Genomic DNA, 26,750 nt, shown 5'->3' with positions numbered 1-26,750 from the left:
GCGGCAATGTCCGCTAGAATAGGTCATCCCCCCCAACGACGAGGTTCCGATGACCGCCGCGACGCCGACCGAACGCCGTGCGACCCCTGCCACCGGCAACCTGCGCGCCCCAGGCGGGCGGCCGCGCGTGCTGCCGCTGCTGTTCCCGTTCCTGCTGGCCGTGGCCGCGCTGGTCGTCGACGGCCTGCTGTTCTACCGGGCCGACCGGGTGCCGACGGCGGTGCCGGTCGGTATCACGCTGGCGCTGCTGATCTTGCTGACCTTGAAGAACTTCTGGGGACGCAGGCTGCTTGCCGCGGCATGCTGCCTGCTCGCCGGGGCGGCCCTGGCGGCGGTCTACCTGACGCCGCTGCGGGCGACGCAGATCCAGGCCGTGCACACGGCGCGCTTCCTGGCGAAGGCGCCAGCCTATCGGGCCGAGGCGGCGCGCGCGCCCATCGACGCGGAGACGGGGCGGCGCTACCGCGAATGGCGCTGGGAGACCCAGCCGGTCGCCAGCACCACCTTGGTCTATGACGAAAGCGATGCCCTGGCGCGACGCGTCAAGCCGCACCAGGGCAAGCTGGCGGAAGCCGACCAGGTCTACCCGGTCGCCCCGCATTTCTATGTGGTGGTCGGCTACGCGCTGTAGGCCGTCAGCGTAAAGTCGAACGTGTAACGGCTGCCGCCGCTGTCCGCCGCGATCGCCATGGTGCCGGCGATGCCGGCCAGTTCTCCCGTGCCGGAGCCCGGCGTGACGAGCACGTGCAACGCATCGTGCCGGTCCCGCATCATGCCGGCGTGCTGCAGCACGAAGCTGCCGGAGCGTCCCGCCAGCGTCCCCGTAAAGCGCTCCATGGCCACGTAGCCTGCATTGCCCGTGGCCGGGTCGCCGGCCGTCAGCATGGTGCCGTCGCTCGTTCCCGCGAGCGCACCGGCGTAAGTCTTCCTGAAGGTCATGCGGGCGCACGTTTCGTCCATGCCGGCCCACACGCCGGCCGGGATATAGGCGATAGCGAAGGTCCCTGTCGCGCTGGAAGATGTCATCGGTCGGTCTCCATCGTTGATAATTGCGCCAGTCTAGTCAGCACCAGGATGCAGGGATTGGAAAAAAACGACAAGCCGCACAGCACGCCGAAGGGCGTGGTGGACCCCGCGGGCGCTGCCCGCCGTATCAGCCTGCGCCAGCATGCGCCCACGCCGGCGCTGGCGCACTGCATCGAATACTTCTGGATCGTCACATGGGACCTGCGCGGCCAGCCGGCGCAGACGCAGCGCGTGCTGCCGTACCCGAACGTGCACCTGGCTTTCGAGGCCGGCCAGTCGGCATTGCACGGCGTGGTACTGGGACCGTTCGACAAGACGGTGGCAGGGCAGGGCCGCGTGCTGGGTGTGCGCCTGCGCCCGGGCGGCGCGCGGGCGTTCGTGGCGGGCGACAGTGCCGCGCTCACGGGGCGGGTGCTGCCCGCGTGCGAGCTGATGGGCGAGACGGCGGCCGCGCTGGAGGGCGCGGTGGCGGACATACGCGGCGATGCCGCGCTGGTCGCCGCCGCACAGGCGCTGCTGGCGCCGCATGTGCACACGCTGGCGCTCGACCCGCGCGCAGCCCTGGCCGAACGTGCCGTGCTGGCGGCCCAGGCCGAACGCGGTCCTGTCAGCGTGGCGGCGCTGGCGCAAGCGGTGGGCCTGGACGAGCGCGCGCTGCAGCGCCTGTTCCGCACCTATGTCGGCGTGCCGCCGAAGTGGGTGATCCAGCGCTTTCGCTTGCAAGAGGCGGCGGCGCGGCTGGCGCGCCCCGGGCCGGTCGACCTGGCGCTGCTGGCCCAGGAGCTGGGCTTCTTCGACCAGGCCCACCTGACGCGCGGCTTCACGGCGCTGGTGGGGCGCTCGCCGCTGGAGTACTGGAAAAGCCAGCAGGCGCGCTGACGCCGGCGGCGCGGCCATGGATTCTTGATAATATTGCCTATACTGTCGCCTTGCAGCCATCCGCTGGTCAGTTCCTCTAGAGACACCATGCCAGATTCCCGCAACAGCTTCTTCGAGTTCACCCGCTCGCTCTACACGATCCAGCGCCAGTATGCCGAGCTGGGCGCCCAGACCCGCGCCGATATCGCCGAACGCCTGGAGCGCTGGTCGAACCAGGCCGGCGCCTCGCTGGCGGCGGTCGGCCATGCGGCGCTGCAGCTGGACGGCGTACGCTCGGTGCGGGCGGTGCAGGAAGCGCTGGACCGGTCCCGCCCCCGCTTTGCCGCGCTGCTCAAGCAGCAGTTCGAGGGCATCGACTTCACCATGGTGACCCACCTGCTGCACGAGACGATGAAGCAGATGGCCGTGTACCTGGGCGGCGGCGCGGTATTGGGCGCGGCGGCCGGTGGCGCCATCGGCGCGTTGGCCGGCGGTGTCGGTGCCATTCCCGGTGCCGCCGTGGGCGCGCAGGCAGGCCTGGCCATCGGCACCGAGATCCTGGTCTGGATGGGCCTGGGCATGCTGGTGATGGACATGAGCCGTACCGTGCCGGACCTGTGCAAGCTGTTCGCCGAGGGCTTTGCCACTGCCTGGAGCGCCGGCGAACTGCCGGAGGATGCGCACGGCAAGCACGTCGAGCTGATGTACCGCGCCACCGATTGCTTCGCGCGCGGCGAGCTGCTGCTGGTCAAGGCGATCCTGACGGCGCTGGTGCTGTACCTCTCGCGCGGCCAGGTGTCGAACTCGATGCTGGTGCAGAACCTGTCGAAAAGCCGGCTCGGGCCGCGCTTCGCCGAATGGGTGGGCCAGAACCGCGACAGGCTGCTGCACCACCCGAACCTGCAGCCCAAGGTCGCCAGCGCGCAGGGCGCCGCCGAGGGCGGCGCGCCGAAAACCGTGGCCGCGAAACCGGAAGCGCCGAAACCGGCCGAGACTGCGCCGGTCAAGCGCGGTGAAGCCAAGCGCGAGCCACCCTGCCTGCTGGTCGCCAGCCCGTCAATCCGAACACGGGCAGCAAGGTGCTGCTCGGTGAGCTGGAGCTCGATTTCACCTTGCCGGCGCCGCTGCCGATCGTCTGGCAGCGCAGCTACAGTTCCGCGCTGCGCAAGGTCGGCTGGCTGGGCCAGGGCTGGTCGCTGCCGGTCGGCGACACGCTGCAGGTCAGCGCCGACGAAGTCATCGTCATGGATGCGTTCGAGCGGGAGATCACGTTCTCGCTGCCGCGGGTGGGCGAGGCTATCCATTCGCCGTCCGAGCAGATCACGCTGATCCGCACCGAGGAATCGGTGTTCGAGCTGGCCGACCACGACGGCTTGCGCACCCAGTTCGCCATCCTGCACGGCGGCGGCATCGCCCGCCTGACGGGCTGGCAGGACGCCAACAGCAACCATATCCGCGTCGAGTACGACGCCCGCCAGCTGCCGGCCCGCATTGAGGACAGCGCGGGCCACAGCCTGGCGCTGGAATTCGGCCAGGTGCGCGGCGACGTGCGGCTGCTGTCCGTCACCCTGCTGCCCGCGTCGCCGGAGCAGGCGGCGCAAACGCTGGTGCGCTACGAATACGACGAACAGGGCGACCTGCGCCGCGTGCGCAACCGCGCCGGCGACGTGATGCGCCAGTTCGCTTATCGCCACCACATCCTGGTCGAACACGGCCAGCCGGACGGCATTGTTTCGCGCTATGAGTACGACATCGAGGACCCCAGCGGCAAGGTGCTGCGCAACTGGACCAACCTGGGCCAGTGGTGGCAGTTCGAGTACCTGCCGCACGAGACGGTGGTCACCGACCAGCTGGGCCGCATCGAAAAATACCGCTTCGACCTGCGCGGGCGCCTGATCGCAAAGCTGGATGCGGCCGGCGGCGGCACCAGCTACAAGCTCGATGCCAACGGCAACCTGCTGCAGCTGAAGGACCCGGCCGGCCGCACGGTGCGCTACCGCTACGACGAGCGCAGCCGCGTGATCCGTGTCGAACGCGGCGACCGGGGCACCGGCATCGTCTACGACGGCCGTTTCGACAAGCCGGCATTGATCACGGATGCCCTGGGCAACACGACCACCTTGCGCTATGACGCGCTGGGCAACCTGACCAGCGTGACGAACGCGCTGGGCCAGCGCACCGCGTACCAGTACGACGACCGCGGCCTGCCGGTCAAGGTGACCGACGCGCGCGGCGGCGTCAAGCTGCTGGACTACAACCGCGCCGGCCAGCTGATTTCGTACACGGACTGCTCGGGCAGCACCAGCCATTTCAGCTACGATGCCGAAGACCGGCTGGTGCGCGCGCTCGACCCGCTCGGCAACGCCAGCACATATACCTACGACGCCCTCGGCCGACTGCAGGCAGTGACGCACGCGGACGGCAGCACGGAGCGTTACGAATACGACCGGCTGGGCCGCCTCGTCGCTCACATCGACCCGGCCGGCCACCGCACGGCCTACGAACTCGATCGCGACGGCAAGCCATTAAAACGGATCGACGCGCGCGGCGGCGTGCTGGAATACCGCTACGACACGGCGCGCCGCATCGCCCAGCTGATCAACGAGAACGGCGACGTCCACCGCTTCGTCTACGACGAGTTCGATCGCCTGGCCGAGGAAACCAGCTTCGACGCGCGCCTGACACGCTACCGCTACGACGGCAGCGGCCTGCTGGTCGGCAAGGAAGAACTGGGCTGCGCGCCGCGCACCGAATACACGCCGATCGCCACGACGTATGTGCGCGACGGCCTGGGCCAGCTGGTCGAGAAGGAAATCTCGCGCGTGACCGGCATCGCCCAGGCCCAGCAACTGCGGCTGCGCTTTGCCTACGATGCGCTGGGCCGCATGACCCAGGCGATCAATGCCGACGCGACCGTCACGATGGCGTACGACGCGCTGGGCCAGCTGACCTGGGAGCAGACCGAAGCTTCCGGCACGACGTCATCGCTGCGCCACGCCTACGACGAGCTGGGCAACCGTGTGCAGACCACCCTGCCCGATGGGCGCGTCCTCAACAATCTCTATTACGGCTCGGGGCACCTGCACCAGATCAACCTGGACGGAGAACTGATCACCGATATCGAACGGGATCGGGCGCACCGGATGATCAGCCGCACGCAGGGGGCGCTGATCAGCCAGTTCCAGTACGACCCGGTGGGACGGCTGTTGTCGCAGAGCGCCGTCGTGCCGACTGCCGGCGAAGGCGCTGCTCCCGTTATCGCGCGCAAGTACGAGTACGACGAAGTCGGCAACCTGGTGTCGATCGACGACCAGCGCAATGGCGTCACGCGCTACAGCTACGATCCGATCGGGCGCATCCTGTCGGCGGTGCAGCCGAACCTCACCGAGCGCTTCGCGTTCGACCCGGCGCATAACCTGCTCGATACCACTGTCGCTTCCGTGGGGCGCGTCGAGGGCAACCGGATCCGGGTCTACGAGGACAAGCGTTACGACTACGACGAGCATGGCAATGTCGTCGAGAAGCTGATCGGCAAGCATACGCGGATGCGCTTCGAGTGGAATGCCGCGCATCAGATGGTCAAGAGCATCGTGGCGCGGAACTCGTCCGATACTGCGCGGACGGTGCGGTATGCCTATGATCCGTTCGGGCGGCGGATTGCGAAGAAGGATGCGTTTGGGGTTACGCGATTTGTTTGGGATGGGAACCGGTTGCTTTGTGAACAGCGGGGGAGTCATGCTCGGACTTATGTCTATGGCGAGCATGAGTTTGTGCCCTTGGCTCGAATAGATTCTCTGCTTACGGAACATATCGTCATACCAGCCGAAGTGCGCCATCTGCACTTGGATCACCATGGCACACCACGTGAGCTAACGAATTCGGCTGGTTCTATTATTTGGGCTGCGTCCTATCGAACATGGGGGAATGTTGTCGCAGTCTCTGATGAAGTCAGCTCGCTGGCGGCGGCTGAGCAGTCCGATGATCATGCATTAGCACAGCCAGTACGCTCCCAAGGGCAGTACTGCGATGCGGAAACCGGACTGCATTATAATCGCTTTCGGTATTATGATCCGGACACAGGCCGCTTCGTCTCCATCGATCCAATAGGTCTTCGCGGCGGCGCGAATACCTATCGGTTCGCGCAGAACCCGATTGGATGGGTTGACCCATTAGGGCTGGCCCCATGTAATGGAGATGGGGCAGCAAGCGGCGCGGCAAAGTCCGGTAGGCTGTCATTCCCTGCGACGCCAGAAGAACTTACCGAGATGCTTGGGGTGCAGCCGAAGAAAATTGGTGTCACGCCGGATGGCACGAAGAGGGTAGTGTGGGAGCCAAATGCTAACACCAGAATCCGGTTTGAGAGCCATCCTGAGGGGCTGAGCCCTGGTTCCGCTGGCTATAATCCTCGGCATCATGGTGAGCATTTTCACGTTGAAATTAAACCAGACGGCGTCTCGTGGAACAATGCTAGCAAGAACGGTTTGATTACCAAACCGGAACCACCAGGTTATAGGCTGGGCTCAGGAAAAGGATTCCTGGCCGGAGAGGAATTTCCTGACTACAAATGATTGCTACTATGATGCTGGATTTTAATAAATTACAACTTAGTGACGCGAATGTGACAGATCTACGTGTCACGCGGCTAACCGTCGAAATTGACTATTTAGATTGGCAAGGATTTTCGCGTACTCTCGTATTTAAAAATGCGATTAGCTGCTTTTTTGCAAGTCCACACGGAAGAGCCCTGAGTCATGGCCGTACTCAGAAAGGTGGAGCTTATGTACAAGAATCTTGCAAGGCGGCAGGGGAAGACGAGTTTGATAGGTTTAATGAATATTCATTCACGGAAGCGTGGGAGGATCAAGAAATAGTTAAAATTGTCGCCGAGGAAGTGTATGAAAAGCATCCGCCGAGCGAACCGATAAGCGGAGCTGTCGTTATCTAGTCAGCAGGCCATGATACGTGAAGCTTTTTCGCAAATTCTTACAGCTCATATGTGTGACTGGGGAGTGCTACTGTTGGGGGTAGTCGGTGTTCCTGGTACAGATGAGAGGCTCGATTCAATAGACGTGGCATTATTTTCCAAAGGTGAGCTTGAAGTAATTCCGATAACACATCCTGCACTGGATGTTGTAGTAACGCTCGCGGAGGGGACGATACACAACAAGAGCGAGCTCTCAGCCGCTCTCTCAGGGTTATGCGACGCTGAAAACATTAATCGTGAGCATTCGAGGCGCGTCTGGCGGTGCTGGTTGTTGGAAACACATTTGCAATCGCTGGATTCGGATCCTGTCTACGGGTTGTTAGATTTGACGGAATTTTGGTCGCAGTGGGGGTGGCCGGACGATGCCCCTACATCGATGAAGAGCGACACTGTACCAAGCCAGAGCGAATACCATTCGGACAGCAATTACCGCCACGTAATTGATGAGCATGTGTTCTGGATTGAACAGGAAAAAGCTTATCTTACTTCGACTCAACCTCGGGTCTGATCGGCAGACTAGACGCCTTGCAGCGGTACTGCGCCGAGCTGCTCAGACAGCGCGTCGCCGCCATCGATCTCCCGATAGTGTTGCCCCTGCTTCACGAGACAATGACGGATGTGCCATCTACGTGAACGGCGGCTCCGTGCTGGGTGCCACGGCCAGCGGCATGCTCGGCGCCGAGATTCTCACTTGGATAGGCCTAGGCATGATGGTGATGGACATGATCCGCACGGTGCCGGACCTCTGCAAGCTGTTCGCGCAGGGCTTCGCCTGCGCCTGGAGCGCCGGCGAGCTGCCGGAGGACACGCATAAGAAGCGCGTCCGGCTGATGCGCCAGGCGATGGACACGTTCGCGAAAGGCGAAATCCTGCTGGTGAAGGCCATCCTGACGGCGCTGGTGCTGTACCTGTCCTACCGCCCGAAATACAAAGCATGCAGCTCCTCCAACCGCACCTCCCCAGCCGGCTGCGACAACACCACGCGTCCACCCTGCAGCAGGCACACATGATCGGCGATCGCCACCGCCTGCGCGGTATTCTGCTCGACCAGCACGATGGTGCGTCCCTCGGCCTTGAGCCGCGCCAGCACCTCGAACAGCTCGGCGACGACGATCGGGGCCAGCCCCAGCGAAGGCTCGTCGATGACGAGGATGCGCGGGTTGGCCATCAGCGCGCGCGCCAGCGCCACCATTTGCGCCTCGCCGCCGGATAGCGAGCCGGCCGCCTGGCGGCGCCGCTCGGCCAGGCGCGGGAACATGGCGTAGGCGGCGGCCAGCCGCTCCCGCACGTGCGGGCGGTGGGGCTTGGCGTAGGCGCCCATGACGAGGTTTTCCTCCACCGTCATGGCCTGGAAGATCATGCGGCCCTCCGGCACCATCGCCACGCCGGCATCGGCCATGCGCCAGGTCGGCGTGCCGTCGATACGCTGGCCATCCAGCCGGATTTCGCCCTGGCTGACGGGCACGAGGCCCAGCAGGGCGCGCAGCAGCGTGGTCTTGCCGGCGCCGTTCGGGCCGACGATCGTCGTCAGGCGCCCGGCCGCGCAGCGCAGCGACACGTCCCACAACACGTTGATGGCGCCATAGCCGGCGCGCACGTCGCGCAGTTCAAGCATGGCCGCCTCCGGGGCCCAGGTAGCTGCGGCGCACGGCCGGGTCGTTGAACACCTCGTCCGGCGTGCCGTCGGCGATCAGCCGGCCCGCGTCCAGCACGGCCACCCGGCGGCACAGGCTGGCGATGGTCGCGATGTCGTGCTCGATGATGACGATGGCCACGCCGAAGCGGACGTGCAGGTCGCGCAGCATGCCCATGAAGCGGCGCTTGGCCGTCGTCTCCAGGCCGGCCAGCACTTCGTCCAGCAGCAGCAGGCGTGGGTTCGTCGCGAGCGCCTTCGCCACCTCCAGTGCTTTCAGCTCCGTCAGCGCCAGGCCCGTGGCCGCGTCGCGCCCGGCCTTGCCGGCCAGGCCCGTGAAGTCGAGCACTTCGGCGATGCGGCGCTCGTCCACCTGGCCGGTGCCGAAGCGCTGCGCCACCACCAGGTTCTCGCGCACCGTCAGCTGGTGCAGTGGCTGCGGGATCTGGAAAGTGCGGCCCAGTCCGAGACGCGCACGCCGGAACAGCGGGGTGCGGCCGATGTCGGCGCCGTCCAGCCGGATGGCGCCCGCGGCCGGGCGCACCAGGCCGGAGATGGCGTTGAACAGCGTGGTCTTGCCGGCGCCATTCGGGCCGACCAGGCCCAGCACGTCGTCCGCCGCCACGCGCAGGCTGACGCCATCGACGGCCGCCAGCGCGCCGAAGCGCACGCTCACGCGGTCCAGTTCAAGCATGGCGCCGCCGTGCCAGCAGCGGCAGCAGGCCGCGTGGGCTGAACAGGATCATCGCCACCAGCAGAGCACCCAGGATCAGCTGGTGGCCGCTGGGCAGCAGCTCCTTGAACAGCAGCTGGTCCAGCAGGTAGACCACGACGGCGCCGAGCAGCGGGCCGGCCACGGTGCGGTAGCCACCGAAGATCGCCGCGACGATGGGCAAGGTCACCCACAGCCCGGCGAACGCGTAGTCCGGCTCCAGAAAGCCGATGTAGTGGGCGTTGAAGGCGCCCACCACGCCCGTCATGAAGGCCGACAGCAGCAGCATCGCCGCTTTCAGCAGGGTGCTGTCCACGCCCAGCACGCGGGTGGCGTCCTCGCTGTCGTGCATCGCCCGCAGCGCCAGGCCGTAATGGCTGGCCGCGACGCGCGCGTACACCCAGGCGAACAGGCAGACGATGGCCAGGATGACGAAGTAGGCGCCCGTGCGCGTGCCGAAATCGATGCCCGCCACGACCGGCAGCGGCGGGATGCCGGCGATGCCGGCGGCGCCACCGGTGACGGACGACCATTCGGTGGCAAGGATGCGGAAGATGTGGGCGAAGGCCAGGATCGCCAGCGCGAAGTAAGGGCCGCGCAGCCGCAGCACCGGCAGCATGACGACGGCCGCCAGCATGGCGCCCAGGCCGCCCAGCAGCAGCCCGGCCGGCACCGGCAGGCCGGCGCGCGCCGTGACCAGGGCGGAGACATAGCCGCCCACGCCGACGAAGGCCGAATGGCCGAAGCTGACCATGCCGCCCAGGTTGCCCAGCAGCGCCCAGGCCAGCGCGATGCCGCCGATGACGAGCGCCGCGTCCACCAGGCTCATGACGTAGTTGCTGTGCCCCAGCAGCAGCGGCACGCCGACCCAGGCCGCGGCCAGCACGGGCAACAGGATGGCGCGCCTCATCCGCGCCTCGCCCGGGCGCCCAGCAGGCCGTTCGGCAGCACGAACAGCACCAGCAGGAACAAGCCCATGCCGGCCAGCTCCTGCAGCGCCGAGCTGGCCAGGGTCACCGTCAGCGCCTCGGCCACGCCCAGCAGCATGGCGCCCAGCAGCACGCCCGGGACCGAGCCGACGCCGGCCAGCACGGTGATGACGAAGGCTTTTACCGTCAGTGCCGCGCCCAGCGCGGGCTGGATCACGCCGACGCTGTACAGTGCCACCCCGGCGCAGGCGGCCAGCATGCCGGCGACCAGGAACGCGACCAGTTCCGCGCGGCCTGGGGCCACCCCCATCAGCTGTGCCGCGTCGCGGTTGCCGGCGACGGCGCGCACGGCGCGGCCGTGCCAGCTCTTCGCCAGCCACCACCACAAGCCGCCCATCAGCAGCAGGCTGGCGCCGAACGACAGCAGCTCGCCGCGCATGGCGAACAGGGGCCCCGCCACGACCGCTTCCTGCAGCCATGGCGACGATGTCGAGCGCACGTCGGCCGACCAGATCAAGAGGATCGCATTGGTCAGGATGACGCCGATGCCGAACGTGGCGATCAGCGAATTGATCTCGCGGTCCGCGCGAATGCGCGCCACGACGAAGTGGACGGCGGCGGCGGCCACGCACACGACCAGCAGCGCGACGGGTATGGCCGCCAGCGGCGAGGCGCCCAGGCGGCTTTCCACCGTGTAGGCGATGTAGGCGGCCAGCAGTACCAGTTCGCCGTGCGCCAGGTTGATGATGCGCATCGTGCCGAACACCAGCGCCAGACCGAGCGCCACCAGCGCATAGGCGCCGCCGGCCAGCACGCCGGAGTACAGCGCCTGCAGGACCAGTTCCGTCATCGCCGGCCCGTCACCACGGCACGGCCGGATAGGCCATCTTGCCGGTGGCGTGCTGCGGCGGCCAGACGATGACGATATGCTTGCCCTGGTGCTGGCCCATGCGGTGGCTGAAGTGGATGTTGTCGCCGTTGGCGCCGAACTGCACGCGACCGATCAGGGTCTCCCTGTCGGTGCGGCGCAGTTCCTCCGCGATGCCGCCCTTGGCGACAGTGCCCTTGTCGGCCGCGCGCGCGATCGCCTCGAACAGCAGCATCGACTGCACGTAGCCGAACTGGCCCAGGTAGTCGGGCTCCTTCTTGTACAGCTGGCGGTAGGTCTCGGCGAACGCCTTGCCATCGGCGCTGGCGAACGTGGCGGGGTAGGGCAGCAGCGCGGTGCCATACACGTTCGGCATCAGGTCGGGGAACTCGCCGGCCATCTTCGGCGTGGCCAGCGACCACACGCCCACCATAGCCTTGACCTGCGGTTTCAATACCCGCGCCGCGCGCAGGATGCCCACATAGTCGTTCTCGTAGCCGACCATGAACACGGCATCGGGCCGGTCCTGCAGGCGGATCTTGTTGACGATCGGCTTGAAGTCGGTGATGGCGGGGTCGAACGGGTGGGCCGTGACCTTGACGCCCCGCGCGGCCAGCGCCTTCTGCACCGAGGTGGCCAGGTCGGAGGTGGCGTCCTTGGTCGAATACACGATCGACACGGCTTTCACCTTCATGTCGGCGAACAGGCCCAGCGCGGCCTTCTCGTAGCCGGCCGTGTTATTGATGCGAAAGAAATTGCGGTGCCCGGCCGCGACCAGGCTGTCGTCCACGCCGCCCGAGGTGATGTAGACGAGCCCCAGCTTGTCGGCCGTGCCGGAAGCAGGCGCGATATTGTTCGAGCCGTAGCCGCCCGTGATGGCGACGGCGCCCAGGCCGGCCAGCTTCTCGACGGCGGCGATCGCCTTGGCCGGCGCGGATTCGTCGTCGACCGTGACGATCTTGATCTTGTGCTTGCCGTTCGTTCGATTGAACACTTCGGCCGCCACCATCACGCCCTCGTGCATGCCGGCGCCGACGCGCGCCAGGGAGCCGGTCAGGGGCAGCTCGGCGCCCACCGTGAATTCGGCGGCGCGGGCGGCCAGGGTCGCCAGCAGCAGCGTGGCCAGCAGGGCGGTTCGTTTCAACGTGTGCATGTCGTCTCCTTTTTATAGTGTTGGCTGGCGAGGCTGGGGACTGTCCCCGAAGTTTGCTTGCGTACCAGCGCGTCGAACTTCGGGGTCATGATGCCGGCTTGCAGGCCGACACCGCTGCGCAGGCGAAGGAGCTATGCTCCCTCGAAACCCCTGCTGCGCTCCCCTATGGGGACAGACCCCAACTGCGCCGCCATCTGCGCCAGGCGCCCCTTCAGTATCTTCCCGGTCGCCGCTGCCGGCAAGGCTTCCATCACGATGATGCGGGACGGGCACTTGTACGGCGCCAGCGCCTGCGCCGCATACGCCGCCAGCACCCGCGCCAGGTCCGCACCTTCGGCCCGGGCGTCCGGTTCCACATAGGCGATCACTTCCTCGTTGCCGTCGGCGCAGGCGCGCCCCACCACGGCCGATTGCGCCACGGCCGGGTGCGCGTTCAGCACCGTCTCCACTTCCAGCGGATAGACGTTGAAGCCGGAACGGATGATCAGCTCCTTGCTGCGGCCGACGATGAACAGCGACCCATCCGCGTCCTGCCGGCCCATGTCGCCCGTATCGAGCCAGCCGCCGGGGCGCAACGCGGCCGCCGTCTGGGCCGGGTCGCGGTAGTAGCCCAGCATCAGGCCGGGACCGCGCACCCACAGCTGGCCCGGCTGGCCCGGCGCCACGTCGGCGCCGGCGCCCTCCACGACGCGCAACTCGACCCCGGGAATCGGCCGGCCGACCGACGTGTCGGCGCGCGGCGCGGCCAGGTCGGTCTGGCTGATCGTCGGCCCGCTTTCCGTCATGCCGTAGCCGTTGTGCAGCGCCACGCCCAGCAGCCGTTCGGCCGCCGCCTTCAGGCTCGGCGTCAGCGGCGAACCGCCCGCGTAGGCGAAGCGCAGGCGATTCGGCAACGGCGCCGCGTCGCCGGTCAGTTCCAGCAGCCGCGCGAACATGGCCGGCACGCCCTGCAGGATGGTCAGGCGTTCCTCGTCCAGCGCCTGCAGCAGCCCGGGCGCCGTGAAGCGCGGCGCCAGCACCAGGCAGGCGCCCGCGTACAGGGTGCCGAGCATGACAGAGGCCAGGCCATACACGTGCGAGGTGGGCAGCGCCCCATAGGCGCGGTCGGCCGGCGTCAATCCGCGCAGGCGGCTCGACACGGCGGCCACGTACGCCAGGCCGCGGTGCGACAGCAGCACGCCTTTCGGCTGGCCCGTCGTGCCGGTCGTGTAGACCAGCGCGGCCGGCTGCGCGGCGCCGTCCGCGTGCACGGGCTCCGGCACGCAGTCCTGGTTCAGCGGCCCGACCAGCCAGGGGCCGAACGGCCCGGCCGCATCGGTGGCGCCATGCCGTTTGCCATGCGCGCGTGCGTCCGGCGAAACCTCGGCCGTGTAGAACACGAGGCGCGCGCCGCTGTGGGCCTGCAGCGCGTCGACCTCGCGCGGCGACAAGCGGGCGTTGACGTTGACGATCCAGGCATCCAGCAGGCCGGCGGCGAAGATCAGGGTGACGAGGTTGGCGCAGTTCTCGCCGACGGCCATGACGCGGTCGCCCGGCCGCACGCCCAGCGCACGCAGTTGCGTGGCGCAGTCCTGGATGCCCTGCCACAGCGCGGCGTAATCGACGGTGCCGGCATGCGGGTCGCGCAGCGCCGGCGCGGCCGGCCTGGCGGCGGCATGGGCCTGGACGATGCCGGCCAGGCGCGGCGGCAGCGCGGCCAGCAGGGCGGGAATGTCGAGGTCAGCCACGGCGCTCCCGCATCATGTTGCGGGCGATCACGAGCTGCTGGATCTGCGACGTGCCCTCGTAGATGCGGAACAGGCGCACGTCGCGGTAGAAGCGCTCGGCCGCGTAATCGGCGATATAGCCGGCGCCGCCGTGGATCTGCACGCTGCGGTCGGCCACGCGGCCGCACATCTCGGCGGCGAACAGCTTGCAGCACGAGGCTTCGGTCGAGACGTCCAGGCCCGCGTCGCGCCGGCGCGCCGCGTCCAGCACCATGCATTTGGCCGCATAGAGTTCGGTGCGGCTGTCCGCCAGCATCGCCTGCACCAGCTGGAATTCGGCGATCGGCTGGCAGAACTGGCGCCGTTCCATGGCGTAGATGAGCGCGTCGTGCAGCATGCGTTCGGCCGCGCCCACGCAGACGGCGGCGATGTGCAGGCGGCCTTTGTCGAGCACCTTCATCGCCGTCTTGAAGCCGACCCCCTCGACCCCGCCGATCAGGTTGGCGGCCGGTACGCGGCAGTTCTCGAAGATGACGTCACAGGTGTGGGCGCCGCGCTGGCCCATCTTGCGGTCGGTCTTGCCGAGCGACAGGCCATGGGTGCCGCGTTCGACGACAAAAGCGGAGATCGCGCCGGCGCCCGTGCGCGTGGCATCGGTGCGCGCCATGACGGTAAAGATCGACGCTTCCGGCGCGTTGGTGATGTAGCGCTTGGTACCGTTGATGACGTAGTGATCGCCGTCGCGCACGGCCGTGGTGCGCAGCGAGGCGGCGTCCGAACCCGCTTCCGGCTCGGTCAGCGCGAACGCGCCGATGATGTCGCCCGACGCCAGCCGCGGCAGCCAGCGCTGCTTCTGCTCTTCGGTGCCGTCGATGACGATGCCCTGCGCGCCGATGCCGTTGTTGGTGCCGATCAGCGAGCGGAACGCCGGCGACGTCCAGGCCAGCTCGAACGCCACCCGCACTTCCTCTTCCATCGTCAGCGCCAGGCCGCCGTACTCCTCGGGAATCGACAGGCCAAACAGCCCCAGCTCGCGCATCTGCGCAACGATGGCGGGCGGGATTTCGTCGCTCTCGGCCACCTGCGTCTCGGCCGGCACCAGGACTTCGCGCACGAAACGGCGGATGCTTTCGGTCAGCAGGGCAAGCGTCTGTTCGTCGCGAACCATTCGGATCTCCTGTGTCGGGTGGGGGGGCGCCGGCTGGCGTGCCGGCAGAGTGTGCCGAGCCGTGCCCGGGGTGTCAATAGCCGCACCCCGCCCCGCTTGCGCCTTGCAAGCGGGGCGGCCGGGCGCGCGCAGGGAGAACGCGCTTAACTTGTGAGCTGCCATCGGGTAGACTGCACGGCTACGACCCATTATAAGAAGACGACCATGACGCTCAGCAGTATGGAACAAGCACGGCCGGCCAACGAACCGGAGTCCGTGCCCAGCACGCTGGCGTTCCCCGTCGTAGGCCTGGGTGCTTCGGCCGGTGGCCTGCCGGCCCTGCTGCGCCTGTTCGAGCACATGCCGTCGCACAGCGGCATGGCGTTCGTCGTGGTGCTGCACCTGTCGCCGCGCCACGAGAGCACCGTCGACCAGGTGCTGCAGCGCGCGACGCGCATGCCCGTGCTCCAGGTGACGCAGCGGGTGGCCATCGAGCCCGACCACGTCTACGTGATCGCGCCGAACCTGCACCTGTCGATGGACGACGGCCACCTGGACGTGTCGGAACTGGCGCGGCCGCGCGGCCAGCACGTCGCCATCGACATCTTCTTCCGCACGCTGGCGGACGTGCACCGCGAGAAGGCGCTGGCCGTCGTCCTGTCGGGCACCGGTTCGGATGGCTCGGTGGGCCTGGGCCGCATCAAGGAGCAGGGCGGCCTGACGTTCGCGCAGGCGCCGGACGACGCCGAACACGACGGCATGCCGGAAGCGGCGATCGCCAGCGGCGCGGTGGACTTCGTGCTGCCCGCCGCCGACATCCCGCAAAAGCTGGTCGAGCTGTGGGACAACGCGCGCGTGATCCACCTGCCGCCGGCGGAGGATGGCGACGGCGGCGTGGCGGCCGATACCGACAGCGACAGCGACAGCGAGCGCGCCGCCAGCGAGACGGCCCTGCGCCGCATCATCAAGATGTTGTGTGCCAACACCGGCCACGACTTCCGCCATTATAAGCGCGCCACCGTGCTGCGCCGGATCGAGCGGCGCATGCAGGTCAAGGGCGTGCCGTCGCTGCCGGCCTATGCCGAGGTGCTGGAGCGCGAGCCGGCCGAGTTCAAGGCGCTGCTGAAGGACATGCTGATCGGCGTGACCAATTTCTTCCGCGACCGCGATGCGTTCGAGGCGCTGGAGCGCGAAGTCATTCCGGCGCTGTTCCAGGGCCGCGTGCCCGGCGAGCAGGTGCGGGCCTGGGTCGCCGCCTGCGCCACCGGCCAGGAGGCGTATTCGCTGGCGATGTTGCTGGTCGACGAAGCCTCGCGGCTGCCGAAGCCGCCCGACATCCAGGTATTCGCTTCCGATATCGACGAGCAGGCCATCGCCGTGGCGCGGGCCGGCGTGTACCCGTCGGCCATCATGATGGACGTGCCGGCCGTGCGGCTGCGCCAGTTCTTTTCCAAGGAAGACGAGCGCTATCGCATCCGCAAGAGTGTGCGCGACCGCATCCTGTTCGCCGCGCACAACCTGCTGCGCGACCCGCCGTTCTCCAAGCTGGACCTGATCTCCTGCCGCAACCTGCTGATCTACCTGAACCGCGACGTCCAGCTGCGCGTGATGGAGATGTTCCATTCGGCGCTGAAACCGGAGGGCTTCCTGTTCCTGGGCTCGTCCGAGTCGGCCGACGCGGCGGCCGAATTCTTCGTCCCGTTCGACAAGAAGAACCGCATCTACCGCGCCCGCCCGCTGTCGCGCGCGACCCGTTACGTGCCGGCGCTGGCGTCGCCGCCGCCGGGCCGGCTACCCGAGCTGGGCAACGCCGGCGGCACCGTGCGCCGGCCCTTCTCGTATGCCGACGTGCACCAGCGCGCGCTGACCAAGTTCGCGCCGCCCTCCGTGGTGGTCGACCGCGATTCGAACATCGTGCACATGTCCGAGGCGGCCGGGCGCTTCCTGCGCCACGTGGGCGGCGAGCCGTCGCGCAGCATCCTGCACCTGGTGCTGCCGGACCTGCGGCTGGAACTGCGCAGTGCCTTGTACCAGGCCCTGCAGTCGGGCAACAGCGTCGAGGGCCAGCGCGTGCTGACGCGGCGCGAGCACGGCACCTCGTTCGTCAACATCATCGTGCGCCCGTTCAGCGACGAGGCAGCCAACGCGGACTTCGCGCTGGTGGTGTTCGAGGAAACCGAGCAGTCCATGAACGGCGCCTCGCCGGAAGTGCAGGCGGGCCACAAGGACCTGGTGCTGCACCAGCTGGAGCAGGAACTGCAGCGCAGCAAGGAGAAGCTGCAGGAGACCATCGAGCATGCCGAGGTGTCGACCGAGGAACTGCGTGCCTCCAACGAGGAACTGCAGGCGATCAACGAGGAGCTGCGCTCGGCCACCGAGGAGCTGGAAACCAGCAAGGAGGAGCTGCAGTCCGTCAACGAGGAACTGATCACCGTCAACTACGAGCTGAAGGTCAAGGTCGAGGAGACGGGCAAGGCCAACGACGACCTGAACAACCTGATCGCGTCGACCAACATCGCCACGATCTTCGTCGACCGGGCGCTGCGCATCAAGCGCTTCACGCCGCGCGCGGCGGACGTGTTCTCGATCATCCCGACCGATATCGGCCGTTCGCTGCTGGACATCACGCACCGGCTCGACTACGACGCGCTGGCCGAGGACGTGGCGACGACGTTCGACACGCTGCGCCTGGTCGAGCGCGAAGTGCGCAGCAACGACGGCCGCTACTACATCGTGCGCCTGCTGCCTTACCGCACCACCGAGGACAAGATCGAGGGCGCCGTGATGACGTTCTTCGACATCAGCGGCCGGCGCGAGGCCGAAGCCAAGCTGCGCAAGGGGGAGGAGTGGATGCGCCTGGTAGCCGAGAGCACCTACGACTACGCCATCATCACGGTCGACCTGGAAGGCCGCGTGACGGGCTGGAACAAGGGGGCCGAGCGCAATTTCGGCTACACCGAGGAAGAGGTGACGGGGCGCGAGCTGGACTTCATCTTCACGCCGGAAGACCGCGCCGCCGGCGTGCCCGCCGAGGAGCGCGCCCGCGCCCTCGCCGAAGGCCGCGCCGAGGACGAGCGCTGGCACATGCGCAAGGACGGCACCCGCTTCTTCTGCGTGGGGGTGACGACGCCGCTGCGCGACGGCGAGCTGCATGGCTACGCCAAGATCGCGCGCGACCAGACCAGCCGGGTGCAGATCGATACGCAGCGCGAGGCGGCACTGTCGAGCGAACAGGCCGGCCGCTCGCAGGCCGAGATGGACAGCGCGCTGAAGGACGAATTCCTGGCCGTGATGTCGCACGAGCTGCGCCATCCGCTCAACCTCATCTACATCAACGCCGAGCTGATGTCGCGCCTGCCGGCCGTGCGCGAGGCGCCTGCGGCCGTGCGCGCCACGGCCGTGATCCGCAACGCGGTGGCCAGCCAGGCCAAGATCATCGACGACCTGCTCGACATGTCGCGCCTGTCGACCGGCAAGCTGTCGCTGAACTGCCATGACGTGGACCTGGGCGACATCGCCGCCAAGCTGATGGACGTGGTGGCCGCCGATCCGATGGTCGAGTCGCTGGACGTGCGCTTCCAGCCGTACGACAATCCGCTGATCGTGCGCGCCGATCCGGTGCGCATCGAACAGGTCGTGCTGAACCTGCTCAGCAACGCGTTCAAGTTCACCCCGGCCGGCGGCATCGTGACGGTCGTGCTGGGCGAGGACGATGGCCATGCCCGCCTCGACGTCAGCGATACGGGCGCCGGCATTGCGGCCGAGTTCCTGCCGCAGGTGTTCCAGATGTTCCGCCAGGGCGGCGCCAAGGCCGTGCGCAACAAGGCCGGCCTGGGCATCGGGCTGGCGCTGGTGCGGCAGATCGTCGAGCTGCATGGCGGCCGCGTGGAAGCGACGTCGCCCGGGCTCGGCCAGGGCAGCCGTTTTTCGCTGTGGCTGCCATTGGCGCAGCAGGCCGGCTTGCCGGTGCGGCCACAGGCCGCCTCGCTGGCCGCCGCCGTCACGGGGCGGCGCATCCTGCTGGTGGACGACATGGAAGACTCCGCCTACGTATTCCGTACCCTGCTGGAGCTGGAGGGCGCCACGGTCGATGTCGCCATCCGCGCCGTCGACGGCCTGGCCCTGTTGCGCGAGCAGACCTTCGACCTCGTCATCTCCGACCTGTCCATGCCGGGCATGGACGGCTTCGCATTCCTGCGCGCGGTGCGGGCGATGCCGGCCCTGGCGACGTTGCCGGCGATCGCCGCCAGCGGATTGGGGCGAGAAAAGGACGTGCAGGCGGCGCTGGCCGCCGGCTTCTCCGACCACATCACCAAGCCGGTCGACATGGATCTGCTGGCCGACAAGATCGTGCGGCTGCTGGCCAAGCGGCCGTGAACCGGCGGGCCGTCAAGGCCTGCCGTCTTCCTTCTCTCGCAATGGCGCGCCGCCGCGGCGCGCTCCATGGCAGATTGGCTCCAGCACCCGGCGTCTTGAGTTGACGCCGATAATTGTTTCAATCCTGCCTGAAGATGTCCTACAGGCTCCTACGGAGCATTCCTATAGCTGCGCTTGACTGTCCGGGCCATCATTCGTTGCACGTGCCCAGCGCGCACCGGCCCGCCGCCGGTGCGGCACTGCGCCTCTTCAACGCCAATCGACAGGAGGAATCACGAATGTTTGCACACAACAAGCGACTGCAATACACGGTGCGGGTCAGCGGCCCCAACCCCGGTCTCGCCAACCTGATGCTGGAGCAGTTCGGCGGCCCCCAGGGCGAGCTGGCCGCGGCCATGCGCTACTTCACCCAGGCCGTCGCCGAGGACGATCCGGGCCGCAAGGACATGCTCTTTGATATCGCTACCGAAGAGCTGTCCCACCTGGAAGTGATCGGCAACATCGTCGTGATGCTGAACAAGGGCGCCAAGGGCGCGCTGGCCGAAGGCGTGGACGAGGAGGGCGAGCTGTATCGCAAGATCACGGGCGCGGGCAACGACAGCCACATCACCCAGGTGCTGTACGGCGCCGGCGCGCCGCTGACCAACTCGGCCGGCGTGCCGTGGACGGCCGCCTATATCGACAGCATCTCCGAGCCGACCGCCGACCTGCGCTCGAACATCGCGGCCGAGGCCCGTGCCAAGATCGTCTACGAACGGCTGATCAACCTGACCGACGACCCGGGCGTCAAGGAAGCGCTGGGCTTCCTGATGACGCGCGAGATCGCCCACCAGAAATCGTTCGAGAAGGCGCTGTATTCGATCCAGCCGAACTTCCCGCCGGGCAAGCTGGCTGGCCGGCCGGAGTTCGCCAGCGTATACTTCAACATGTCCCAGGGTGGTCCGGAAATCAACGGCTCGTGGAACAGCGGCAGCAAGTGGAACGTGGTGTCCGACCGCGACCAGCAGATGGACGTGGATGGCGGCGGCGGCGAATCGTCGGTCGAGCTGCCGGCCAAGGACGCCGAGGTGCTCAACCAGATGGGGCTGCGTACCCAGTCGAATCCGACCGTCGACCCGCTGACGGGCGCGGAACTCGGCATGATGAGCGACCCGGGCCAGATCGATTCGGCCTCGGCCAGCGGCGGCCCGAAGACCGCTCCGGGCGGTGACGGCGACTATACGAAAGGTTGACCATGCAGAGTGCCCGCGCGTTCCCGCACAACCTGCGCCTGGCCCTGGGCGCGGCGATCTGCCTGGCCGGCGCGCTGGCGTTGCTGGACGATATCGTGGGCGAAGTGCAGGCTTTCGACGGCCGCGTCCATGGCGCCCTGATGGGAGGCGCCATGGCGGCACTGGCCACCGCCTTGGGCACCTTGCCCGTGTTGTTGTCGCAGAAATTCTCGCAGCGCACCTATGACGGTTTCCTGGGCTTTGGCGCCGGCGTGATGCTGGCGGCCACGGCCTTTTCGCTCGTCATGCCGGCGATCGCCGCCAGCAAGGGCGCCGGGGCGGGGCCGTTCGAGGCCAGCCTGACGGTGGCGGGCGGCATCCTGCTCGGCATGGGCCTGGTGCTGCTGCTGGACCGGGTGGCGCGCCAGGAAACGCTGCTGGAAGGGGTGGACGCGGCGCGCAGCGATTCGCTCAAGCGCGCCTGGCTGTTCGTGGCCGCCGTGGCGATCCACAACCTGCCGGAGGGCCTGGCCATCGGCGTGGCGTATGCCGGCGTGGACGCGGCCAAGGCGCACAGCCTGGCCACCGGTATCTCGATCCAGGACGTGCCGGAAGGGCTGGTAGTGGCGCTGGCGTTGCGCACGGTCGGCTATGGCCGGCTGTTCTCATGCGCGCTGGGCGTGGCCTCGGGCTTGATCGAGCCGGTCGCCGCCGTCAGCGGCGCCGTGCTGATCGAATACGCGCGCGGCCTGCTGCCATGGGGGCTGGCGCTGGCGGCCGGCGCCATGCTGTTCGTCATCGCGCACGACGTGGTGCCCGAATCGCACCGCAACGGCAATGCGACCAGTGCTTCGTGCGCCGTCGTGTTCGGCTTCATCCTGATGATGGTGCTGGACACGGCGCTGGCCTAGGGCCGGCGCAGCAGCGCGATCGCGGCGGCGTCCTCCACTTGCGGGAACGCCTCGTAGCAGCGGCTTACCGCCGTGAAGTCGGGCGGGACCGCCAGGCACACGGTTTCGTCGCACAGCGGCGCGATCAGCTCCAGCGCCTCGCGCGAGGCGACCGGCACCGCGGCGACCAGCCGCTCCGGCCGCTGCGCGCGCAACGCGCGCAGGGCCGAGGCCATCGTGGACCCGGTCGCCAGGCCATCATCGACGACGATGACGCAACGGCCCGCGACCGGCGCGGCCGGGCCGTAGGCGGCGCGGCGCTGGCGCATCAACGCGAGCTGCCCGGCCGTCTGCTGTTCGACCCAGTCCATGCTGGTGCGGGCCCGGGGGAACCATGGGGCGAGCTCGCGGTTGCCGTGTTCGTCCACCGCGCCGACGGCCAGTTCCGGGTCGATGGCGGACGGGATCTTGCGAACAAGCACCACGTCGAGCTGAGCATCGAGGCGGTCCGCGATGATGCGGCCCATCGGTACGGCGCCGCGCGGAATCGCCAGCACCAGCGGGTTGCGGCCGCGCCACGCGTCCAGCCTGTCGGCCAGCAAATGAGCCGCCTGATCCCGGTCGCGCAATGGTAAGCTGACAGTGTCGCGCATCTTGGCCCCCTTGGTGGAAATTACAGGATAGCGCAGAATGGAGCGCATATGAATCTGTCGGCGGCACGCGCGAGGGACGAAATTTTCGCCACAGCAACGCGGCGACCCGGCTGTCCGACAGGCTGGAGACGATGATGACTGCCACGCTGATTACCCCCTTCAGGCCAGGCGACCGCATCCTGGTTGCCTGCGGCGACCGCGCGGCGGCGGAGGCGCTGGCGCGCGTGTTCGTCACGTCCGGCTTCACCGTGCGGCTCGCGTTCGACGGCGTGTCCGCGCTGGACAAGGCGCGGACATTCTTCCCGTCCGTGGCCGTGCTGGGCATGGACCTGCAGTACCTGGACGGGTTCCAGCTGGCCCGTGCGTTGCGGACGATTCCAGGCTGCGCGCGCATGCGCATCCTGGCGATGCTGGGGCGCGACGTGGGGTTGCTGGACCGCCACCGCTGCTTCGACTACATCCTGCGCGCGCCGCGCCCGCCATTTACCGGCAAGCCTCTCTGGAAGCTCGATGGCGACGGCCTCGCCGTCAAGCCGACCATCGGCTGGTAGCGGCTACACCGTGGCCGGGTGCGGCCGCGCGGCCTGGCCGTTCAGCGTCGCGGCAATCTTGTCCAGCAGGTCGGTCATGTTGTACGGCTTGGCCAGCACGGGCAGGGCGTCGCCGCCCTTGCCCGGCAGCTGTTCCATATATCCCGTCGTCAGCAGGATCGGCAGCTTCGGCCAGCGCTTGCGCACCTGCTCGGCCAGCTCCAGGCCATTCATCCCGCCCGGCATGATCACGTCCGTAAACAACAGGCTGATGCCGTTCTCTTCCTCCAGCAGGCGCAGGGCCTGTTCGCCGCTGGCCACGGCGCGCACGCGATAGCCGTTCGCTTCCAGCATCGTTTGGCCCAGCTCGCGCACGTCGTCGTTGTCCTCGACCACCAGCACCGTTCCCTTGCCCGGCTGCTCCATCTGGGGCGTCGGCGTCGCGCCGGCGCCGTTGCGTTCCTCGCGCTGGTCGGCCACGGGGAAGACCAGGCGCACGGTGGTGCCGTGGCCGGTTTCGCTGGACAGTTCCAGGCGGCCGTGCGACTGCTGCACGAAGCCGTGCACCATCGCCAGGCCGAGGCCCGTGCCCGGGCCCTTGGTGGTGAAGAAGGGCTCGGTGGCGCGCCGCAGCACCTCCGGCGGCATGCCTTCGCCCTCGTCGATCACGCACAGCACGACATAGCGTCCGGGCGGCAGGCCGAGACGCTGGCGGTGCTCCGGTTCGGACAGCAGGGAGGTGCCGACCGTGACGGTACCGCCGCGCGGCATGGCGTCGCGCGCGTTGATCAGCACGTTCAGCAGCGCCATCTCCAGGTGGGTCGGGTCGAGCTGGCAGGGCGGCAGGCCGGGGCGCAGGTCCAGGTGCAGCTGCACGTGTTCGCCCAGGGTGCGCACCAGCATCTCGCTGAAGTCCACCACCAGCGCGTTCAGGTTGATGCGCCGTGGCTCGAGCCGCTGCTTGCGGGCGAAGGTCAGCAACTGCTGCGTCAGCGCGCCGCCCTTCATCGCCGCCTTCTGGGCGCGGCCGATGGCGTCGCGCGCCTGCTGGGGATTGGCCAGCAGGCGCTGGGCCAGTTCCAGGTTGCCGTTGATGACCTGCAGCAGGTTGTTGAAGTCGTGTGCCAGGCCCGCTGTCAGCTGGCCGATGGCTTCCATCTTCTGTGCCTGCAGGTAGGAGTGCTCGTAGACGCGGCGCTGGGTGATGTCCATCTGCGAAGCGAAGAAATACAGCAGCTTGCCCTGCTTGTCGAAGATGGGCCCGATGAACAGGGCGTTCCAGAACGGCGTGCCGTCGGCCTTGTAGTTCAGCAGGTCGACGGCGACGGCGCGGTGCTCGCGAATGGCGTTGCGCACCTCGTCGATCGTGCGCGGGTCCGTGTCGGGACCCTGCAGCAGGCGGCAGTTGCGGCCGAGGATGTCCTGCTCGCGGTACAGGGTCAGGTCGTAGAAGGCGTTGTTGGCGAAGACGATGGGATTGTCCGGCCGGTTCGGGTCCGTCACCAGCATCGGCATGCGCGTCATCTCGACGGCGGCGAAGAAGACGTTGCCGCGTTCGTCCAGGGTCGTGTCGCCGATGAAGCTGGCCTGCCAGTGGCGGATGCCGGGGTTGCCCGTCGGCGTGACGGAATTGCCTTCCAGCTGGCCCTCGGCCAGCACGCCCATGCTCTGGCCGTTGCCCTGCTGTTCGGTGGTCCTGTTTTCGTCGTTGATGTCTTTGCCGGTGGCCATAACGCTGTCCTTGTATCGCCTTGTTTGCTGTTCAGGACATCGTACGAGCACCGTGCGCGCGCCGCTGTTCGTGACCGCACACAGTGCCGCGCGTTCCAGCCGTGCCGCCCGCGCGCGGCGGATTGACTACAATGGTCCGCGGTCAGCATCGACAGGAGGAGCAAATGAACGACTCTAGCGCGCCGGCGCAATACGACGTGGCCGCGATCATGCGCGGCCTGTACGGCGATGGCTTCATCGCTTGCAAGGGCGCCTTTACACGCGAATGGGTAACGCAGCTGGGCGAGGACATCGACGTGCTGTTCCGCCAGGCACTGGCCCAGCCGGGCGGGGCGCTGCCGCGCGGGCCGAACCGCTTTTATGTGGAGATCCACCCGGAGCGGCTGCGCGGCTTCGTCGATATCATCACGCACCCCTGGGTGGTGGCCGTCTGCGAGGCCGTTCTCGGGCCCGACTATCGGATCGTCGAGGCTGGCTTCGACGTGCCCGGGCCCGGCGCGCTGCACCAGCCCTGGCACCGCGATTTCCCGGCGCCGGAGGCGACCCTGACGGGCCGCCGCCTGAACTCGCTGGCGTTCAATATCACGACGGTGGACGTGACGGAGGAGATGGGCCCGTTCGAGATCGCGCCCGGCACCCAATGGGACACGCTGGCCGGTGGCGACCCCATGTTCCCGGCGCGCGAGCTGTGGCCCCGCTACGAAGCGCTGGCGCAGCGCAAGCTGGCCCAGATGGGCGACATCTCGGCCCGCTCGGCGCTGACGATCCACCGCGGCACGGCCAACCGCTCGAACAAGTCGCGCCCCGTATTCGTGCTGGGCGTGGACGCGCCGGACGCCCGCAACGCCGACAAGCACGACCTGCAGCTGACGCGGCCGTACTACGACAGCCTGCCGGAGCAGGTGCGCCGGCACCTCACTTGCCGCGTGGTCGATACGCTCGACCCGATCGTGCAGGAGCACACGATCGATGGCTTGCTGGAGGGGGTGTCGCCGGGGGAACGGATGGGGATGGGGGGCTGATTCGGGGCTGATGCATGCGGCGCTGCGGGTGACAGGCTCCGCAGGTACCTGTCACTGCGGGTTTCAGGCGCGGGCCCGCAACCCTGCCACCAACCCCGGTAATTCCGCCATTGCCCCGAACGTCAACCTCGCCCCGGCTTGCACCAGCCGCTCCGCCTGCCCGGCCGGGCTGTGCGGTCCACCCGCAAACCCCAGCACGACGCAACCGGCCGCCACGGCCGCGTGCACGCCCGTCACGCTGTCTTCGATGACGACGCAGTTGCCGGCCGCCGCCCCCATCCCGGCGGCAGCCGTCAGATAGACGGCCGGGTCGGGTTTCGGCCGGCCGGCGATGTCGGCCGTGTACAGGCCGCCGGCAAACAGCGAAATCAGTCCCGTACGTTCCAGCAGGCCCTGCACCCGCATCAGGCGGCTGTTGCTGGCCACCGCCTTGGGCAGGGGAATCGCCTCCAGCGCGGCGCGCACGCCGGGCACCGCCTGCGCCTTGCGATCGCATTCGCCCTCGACCACGCCGCGCATCACGGCCAGGTCCGGCACGGTGGGTTCCGGCAGGCGCAACTCGGCGCAGATGCCCAGCACCAGGGCTTCCAGCTTCAGGCCCAGGCGTGGGCGGATCAGTTCGATCAGGCGCTTGCGCTCGCCGGTGAGCGGCACGAGAAAATCGGCAAGGGCTTGCAGGGCGACGGCTTCGCTGTCGATCAGGACGCCGTCGCAGTCGGAAATCAGGTGGGTAATCGGCATGCTGGCAATCGGTAAAGAAGACAGGCGATGATGCCATATCGCCCTCTATTTCTCAGGCGTACCGGACGCCGGGTAGCCGATGCCTTCATGCCTTGATGTCGATCAGCGTGCCCAGGCGTTCGTCCGCGGCCTGGATGACCTTGGCGGACAGGCTGAAGCCCAGCTTGTACACGAGCGAGTTCGTGATCGACGTGGCCGGATCGGTGCCGGACGGCGCCGCGCCGGCGTCCTGCGCGGCCGCCAGCTCACGCGCCGCCGTCGACAAGGTCACGCCCGTACCGGCCGGCCGCGCTTCGTTGAAGCTGGCCGACTGCGGCACGAAATCCTGCGTTGCCAGGTTCGCCGTGTTGTGCCCCTCGACCGCAAGCCCTTGTTGATAGGCCTGCAAGCCGGCCAGGCCGCTGGTCAGGGAAGAAATTGCCATGATGAGTTCGGAATGGACGCTGTAGTTTATCCTCAGAAACCCTGGCCGCGGACGGCGGCGTGAGTCGCTGTCGCGCCGCAGCCGCATACAGATGCGCTAACGCAACAGTTCGCGCATTCTTCCGATAGCAAACCGGCACGCTTGAGTTTTTGGGA

General features: G+C 67.8%; 23 protein-coding genes. 11 read left to right on the top strand and 12 right to left on the bottom strand.

Going from position 1 to position 26,750, the window contains the following annotated elements; translation table 11 throughout:
* Positions 1-49: 49 nt before the first annotated feature.
* Positions 50-631, top strand: coding sequence for a hypothetical protein (locus E7V67_016630; protein WUR11337.1), 582 nt, complete (start codon positions 50-52; stop codon positions 629-631).
* On the opposite strand, the gene E7V67_016625 is transcribed toward E7V67_016630, so the two are convergent.
* Positions 619-1,026 carry a DUF3224 domain-containing protein gene (locus E7V67_016625; protein ID WUR11336.1) on the bottom strand — a complete coding sequence of 136 codons (408 nt, stop codon included), beginning with the start codon at positions 1,024-1,026 and terminating at the stop codon, positions 619-621. The genes E7V67_016630 and E7V67_016625 overlap by 13 nt on opposite strands.
* A 57-nt stretch (positions 1,027-1,083) precedes the next feature.
* Here E7V67_016625 and E7V67_016620 point away from each other — a divergent pair, with 57 nt between their 5' ends.
* The 5 genes from E7V67_016620 to E7V67_016600 all read left to right on the top strand — a co-directional run bounded on the left by E7V67_016620 (position 1,084) and on the right by E7V67_016600 (position 7,878).
* The gene (locus tag E7V67_016620; GenBank protein ID WUR11335.1) at positions 1,084-1,905 is read left to right on the top strand and encodes a helix-turn-helix domain-containing protein; all 822 of its coding nucleotides are present in this window, start codon (positions 1,084-1,086) and stop codon (positions 1,903-1,905) included.
* Between the two features lie 1,058 nt (positions 1,906-2,963).
* Entirely contained in the window at positions 2,964-6,452 is a 3,489-nt protein-coding gene (locus E7V67_016615) for an RHS repeat-associated core domain-containing protein (GenBank protein ID WUR11334.1), read from the top strand.
* Positions 6,449-6,829 (top strand): hypothetical protein, encoded by a 381-nt coding sequence (locus tag E7V67_016610; GenBank protein ID WUR11333.1) that lies wholly within the window; start codon positions 6,449-6,451, stop codon positions 6,827-6,829. The genes E7V67_016615 and E7V67_016610 overlap by 4 nt, the downstream gene beginning before the upstream one ends.
* A 10-nt stretch (positions 6,830-6,839) precedes the next feature.
* On the top strand, positions 6,840-7,376 hold the full coding sequence (locus E7V67_016605) for a DUF2247 family protein (protein ID WUR11332.1): 537 nt from the start codon (positions 6,840-6,842) through the stop codon (positions 7,374-7,376).
* 121 nt (positions 7,377-7,497) lie between these two features.
* Positions 7,498-7,878, top strand: a complete 381-nt coding sequence (locus tag E7V67_016600) for a hypothetical protein (protein WUR11331.1) — start codon at positions 7,498-7,500, stop codon at positions 7,876-7,878.
* On the opposite strand, the gene E7V67_016595 is transcribed toward E7V67_016600, so the two are convergent.
* The 7 genes from E7V67_016595 to E7V67_016565 all read right to left on the bottom strand — a co-directional run bounded on the left by E7V67_016595 (position 7,782) and on the right by E7V67_016565 (position 15,037).
* Complete coding sequence (locus tag E7V67_016595) at positions 7,782-8,483, bottom strand: ABC transporter ATP-binding protein (GenBank protein WUR11330.1); 702 nt, start codon at positions 8,481-8,483, stop codon at positions 7,782-7,784. The two genes, E7V67_016600 and E7V67_016595, sit on opposite strands and share 97 nt — an antisense overlap.
* On the bottom strand, positions 8,476-9,195 hold the full coding sequence (locus E7V67_016590) for an ABC transporter ATP-binding protein (GenBank protein WUR11329.1): 720 nt from the start codon (positions 9,193-9,195) through the stop codon (positions 8,476-8,478). The genes E7V67_016595 and E7V67_016590 overlap by 8 nt, the downstream gene beginning before the upstream one ends.
* Positions 9,188-10,123 (bottom strand): branched-chain amino acid ABC transporter permease, encoded by a 936-nt coding sequence (locus E7V67_016585; protein ID WUR11328.1) that lies wholly within the window; start codon positions 10,121-10,123, stop codon positions 9,188-9,190. Before E7V67_016585 ends, E7V67_016590 begins: the two co-directional genes overlap by 8 nt.
* Positions 10,120-10,992 carry a branched-chain amino acid ABC transporter permease gene (locus E7V67_016580; GenBank protein WUR11327.1) on the bottom strand — a complete coding sequence of 291 codons (873 nt, stop codon included), beginning with the start codon at positions 10,990-10,992 and terminating at the stop codon, positions 10,120-10,122. Before E7V67_016580 ends, E7V67_016585 begins: the two co-directional genes overlap by 4 nt.
* A gap of 10 nt (positions 10,993-11,002) precedes the next feature.
* The gene (locus E7V67_016575) at positions 11,003-12,163 is read right to left on the bottom strand and encodes an ABC transporter substrate-binding protein (GenBank protein WUR11326.1); all 1,161 of its coding nucleotides are present in this window, start codon (positions 12,161-12,163) and stop codon (positions 11,003-11,005) included.
* Between the two features lie 131 nt (positions 12,164-12,294).
* Entirely contained in the window at positions 12,295-13,890 is a 1,596-nt protein-coding gene (locus tag E7V67_016570) for an AMP-binding protein (protein ID WUR11325.1), read from the bottom strand.
* Positions 13,883-15,037, bottom strand: a complete 1,155-nt coding sequence (locus tag E7V67_016565; protein WUR11324.1) for an acyl-CoA dehydrogenase family protein — start codon at positions 15,035-15,037, stop codon at positions 13,883-13,885. Before E7V67_016565 ends, E7V67_016570 begins: the two co-directional genes overlap by 8 nt.
* A 204-nt stretch (positions 15,038-15,241) precedes the next feature.
* On the opposite strand from E7V67_016565, the gene E7V67_016560 reads away from it, so the two are divergent.
* The 3 genes from E7V67_016560 to E7V67_016550 all read left to right on the top strand — a co-directional run bounded on the left by E7V67_016560 (position 15,242) and on the right by E7V67_016550 (position 21,515).
* A complete protein-coding gene (locus E7V67_016560; protein WUR11323.1) occupies positions 15,242-19,393 on the top strand; it encodes a CheR family methyltransferase in 4,152 nt (1,383 codons plus the stop codon).
* Between the two features lie 278 nt (positions 19,394-19,671).
* Positions 19,672-20,625 (top strand): manganese catalase family protein, encoded by a 954-nt coding sequence (locus E7V67_016555; GenBank protein ID WUR11322.1) that lies wholly within the window; start codon positions 19,672-19,674, stop codon positions 20,623-20,625.
* Between the two features lie 2 nt (positions 20,626-20,627).
* Complete coding sequence (locus E7V67_016550) at positions 20,628-21,515, top strand: ZIP family metal transporter (GenBank protein ID WUR11321.1); 888 nt, start codon at positions 20,628-20,630, stop codon at positions 21,513-21,515.
* On the opposite strand, the gene E7V67_016545 is transcribed toward E7V67_016550, so the two are convergent.
* Positions 21,512-22,096 (bottom strand): phosphoribosyltransferase family protein, encoded by a 585-nt coding sequence (locus E7V67_016545; GenBank protein ID WUR11320.1) that lies wholly within the window; start codon positions 22,094-22,096, stop codon positions 21,512-21,514. The two genes, E7V67_016550 and E7V67_016545, sit on opposite strands and share 4 nt — an antisense overlap.
* Positions 22,097-22,278: 182 nt before the next feature.
* Between E7V67_016545 and E7V67_016540 the strand changes: the two genes are divergently transcribed.
* Positions 22,279-22,698 carry a response regulator gene (locus tag E7V67_016540; GenBank protein ID WUR11319.1) on the top strand — a complete coding sequence of 140 codons (420 nt, stop codon included), beginning with the start codon at positions 22,279-22,281 and terminating at the stop codon, positions 22,696-22,698.
* A gap of 3 nt (positions 22,699-22,701) precedes the next feature.
* On the opposite strand, the gene E7V67_016535 is transcribed toward E7V67_016540, so the two are convergent.
* Positions 22,702-24,408 (bottom strand): histidine kinase famiy protein, encoded by a 1,707-nt coding sequence (locus E7V67_016535; GenBank protein ID WUR11318.1) that lies wholly within the window; start codon positions 24,406-24,408, stop codon positions 22,702-22,704.
* Between the two features lie 164 nt (positions 24,409-24,572).
* Here E7V67_016535 and E7V67_016530 point away from each other — a divergent pair, with 164 nt between their 5' ends.
* The gene (locus E7V67_016530; GenBank protein WUR11317.1) at positions 24,573-25,430 is read left to right on the top strand and encodes a phytanoyl-CoA dioxygenase family protein; all 858 of its coding nucleotides are present in this window, start codon (positions 24,573-24,575) and stop codon (positions 25,428-25,430) included.
* A 63-nt stretch (positions 25,431-25,493) separates the two neighbouring features.
* Here the strand turns inward: E7V67_016530 and E7V67_016525 are convergent, their stop codons facing one another.
* A complete protein-coding gene (locus tag E7V67_016525) occupies positions 25,494-26,171 on the bottom strand; it encodes an HAD-IA family hydrolase (GenBank protein ID WUR11316.1) in 678 nt (225 codons plus the stop codon).
* A gap of 85 nt (positions 26,172-26,256) precedes the next feature.
* A complete protein-coding gene (locus tag E7V67_016520) occupies positions 26,257-26,595 on the bottom strand; it encodes a hypothetical protein (protein WUR11315.1) in 339 nt (112 codons plus the stop codon).
* Positions 26,596-26,750 lie beyond the last annotated feature (155 nt).

Source organism: [Empedobacter] haloabium (assembly GCA_008011715.2).
GTDB lineage: Bacteria > Pseudomonadota > Gammaproteobacteria > Burkholderiales > Burkholderiaceae_D > Rugamonas > Rugamonas haloabia.
Note: the sequence above shows the minus strand (reverse complement) of the source record. Positions and strands in the feature narration are given on the sequence as shown.

Bases quoted from the DNA above. Each gene is read 5' to 3' on its own strand.
- E7V67_016630 (WUR11337.1), top strand. From the start codon at position 50: ATGACCGCCGCGACGCCGACCGAACGCCGTGCGACCCCTGCCACCGGC.
- E7V67_016625 (WUR11336.1), bottom strand. From the start codon at position 1,026: ATGACATCTTCCAGCGCGACAGGGACCTTCGCTATCGCCTATATCCCG.
- E7V67_016610 (WUR11333.1), top strand. From the start codon at position 6,449: ATGATTGCTACTATGATGCTGGATTTTAATAAATTACAACTTAGTGAC.
- E7V67_016605 (WUR11332.1), top strand. From the start codon at position 6,840: ATGATACGTGAAGCTTTTTCGCAAATTCTTACAGCTCATATGTGTGAC.
- E7V67_016595 (WUR11330.1), bottom strand. From the start codon at position 8,483: ATGCTTGAACTGCGCGACGTGCGCGCCGGCTATGGCGCCATCAACGTG.
- E7V67_016590 (WUR11329.1), bottom strand. From the start codon at position 9,195: ATGCTTGAACTGGACCGCGTGAGCGTGCGCTTCGGCGCGCTGGCGGCC.
- E7V67_016585 (WUR11328.1), bottom strand. From the start codon at position 10,123: ATGAGGCGCGCCATCCTGTTGCCCGTGCTGGCCGCGGCCTGGGTCGGC.
- E7V67_016580 (WUR11327.1), bottom strand. From the start codon at position 10,992: ATGACGGAACTGGTCCTGCAGGCGCTGTACTCCGGCGTGCTGGCCGGC.
- E7V67_016575 (WUR11326.1), bottom strand. From the start codon at position 12,163: ATGCACACGTTGAAACGAACCGCCCTGCTGGCCACGCTGCTGCTGGCG.
- E7V67_016565 (WUR11324.1), bottom strand. From the start codon at position 15,037: ATGGTTCGCGACGAACAGACGCTTGCCCTGCTGACCGAAAGCATCCGC.
- E7V67_016560 (WUR11323.1), top strand. From the start codon at position 15,242: ATGACGCTCAGCAGTATGGAACAAGCACGGCCGGCCAACGAACCGGAG.
- E7V67_016555 (WUR11322.1), top strand. From the start codon at position 19,672: ATGTTTGCACACAACAAGCGACTGCAATACACGGTGCGGGTCAGCGGC.
- E7V67_016550 (WUR11321.1), top strand. From the start codon at position 20,628: ATGCAGAGTGCCCGCGCGTTCCCGCACAACCTGCGCCTGGCCCTGGGC.
- E7V67_016540 (WUR11319.1), top strand. From the start codon at position 22,279: ATGATGACTGCCACGCTGATTACCCCCTTCAGGCCAGGCGACCGCATC.
- E7V67_016535 (WUR11318.1), bottom strand. From the start codon at position 24,408: ATGGCCACCGGCAAAGACATCAACGACGAAAACAGGACCACCGAACAG.
- E7V67_016530 (WUR11317.1), top strand. From the start codon at position 24,573: ATGAACGACTCTAGCGCGCCGGCGCAATACGACGTGGCCGCGATCATG.
- E7V67_016525 (WUR11316.1), bottom strand. From the start codon at position 26,171: ATGCCGATTACCCACCTGATTTCCGACTGCGACGGCGTCCTGATCGAC.
- E7V67_016520 (WUR11315.1), bottom strand. From the start codon at position 26,595: ATGGCAATTTCTTCCCTGACCAGCGGCCTGGCCGGCTTGCAGGCCTAT.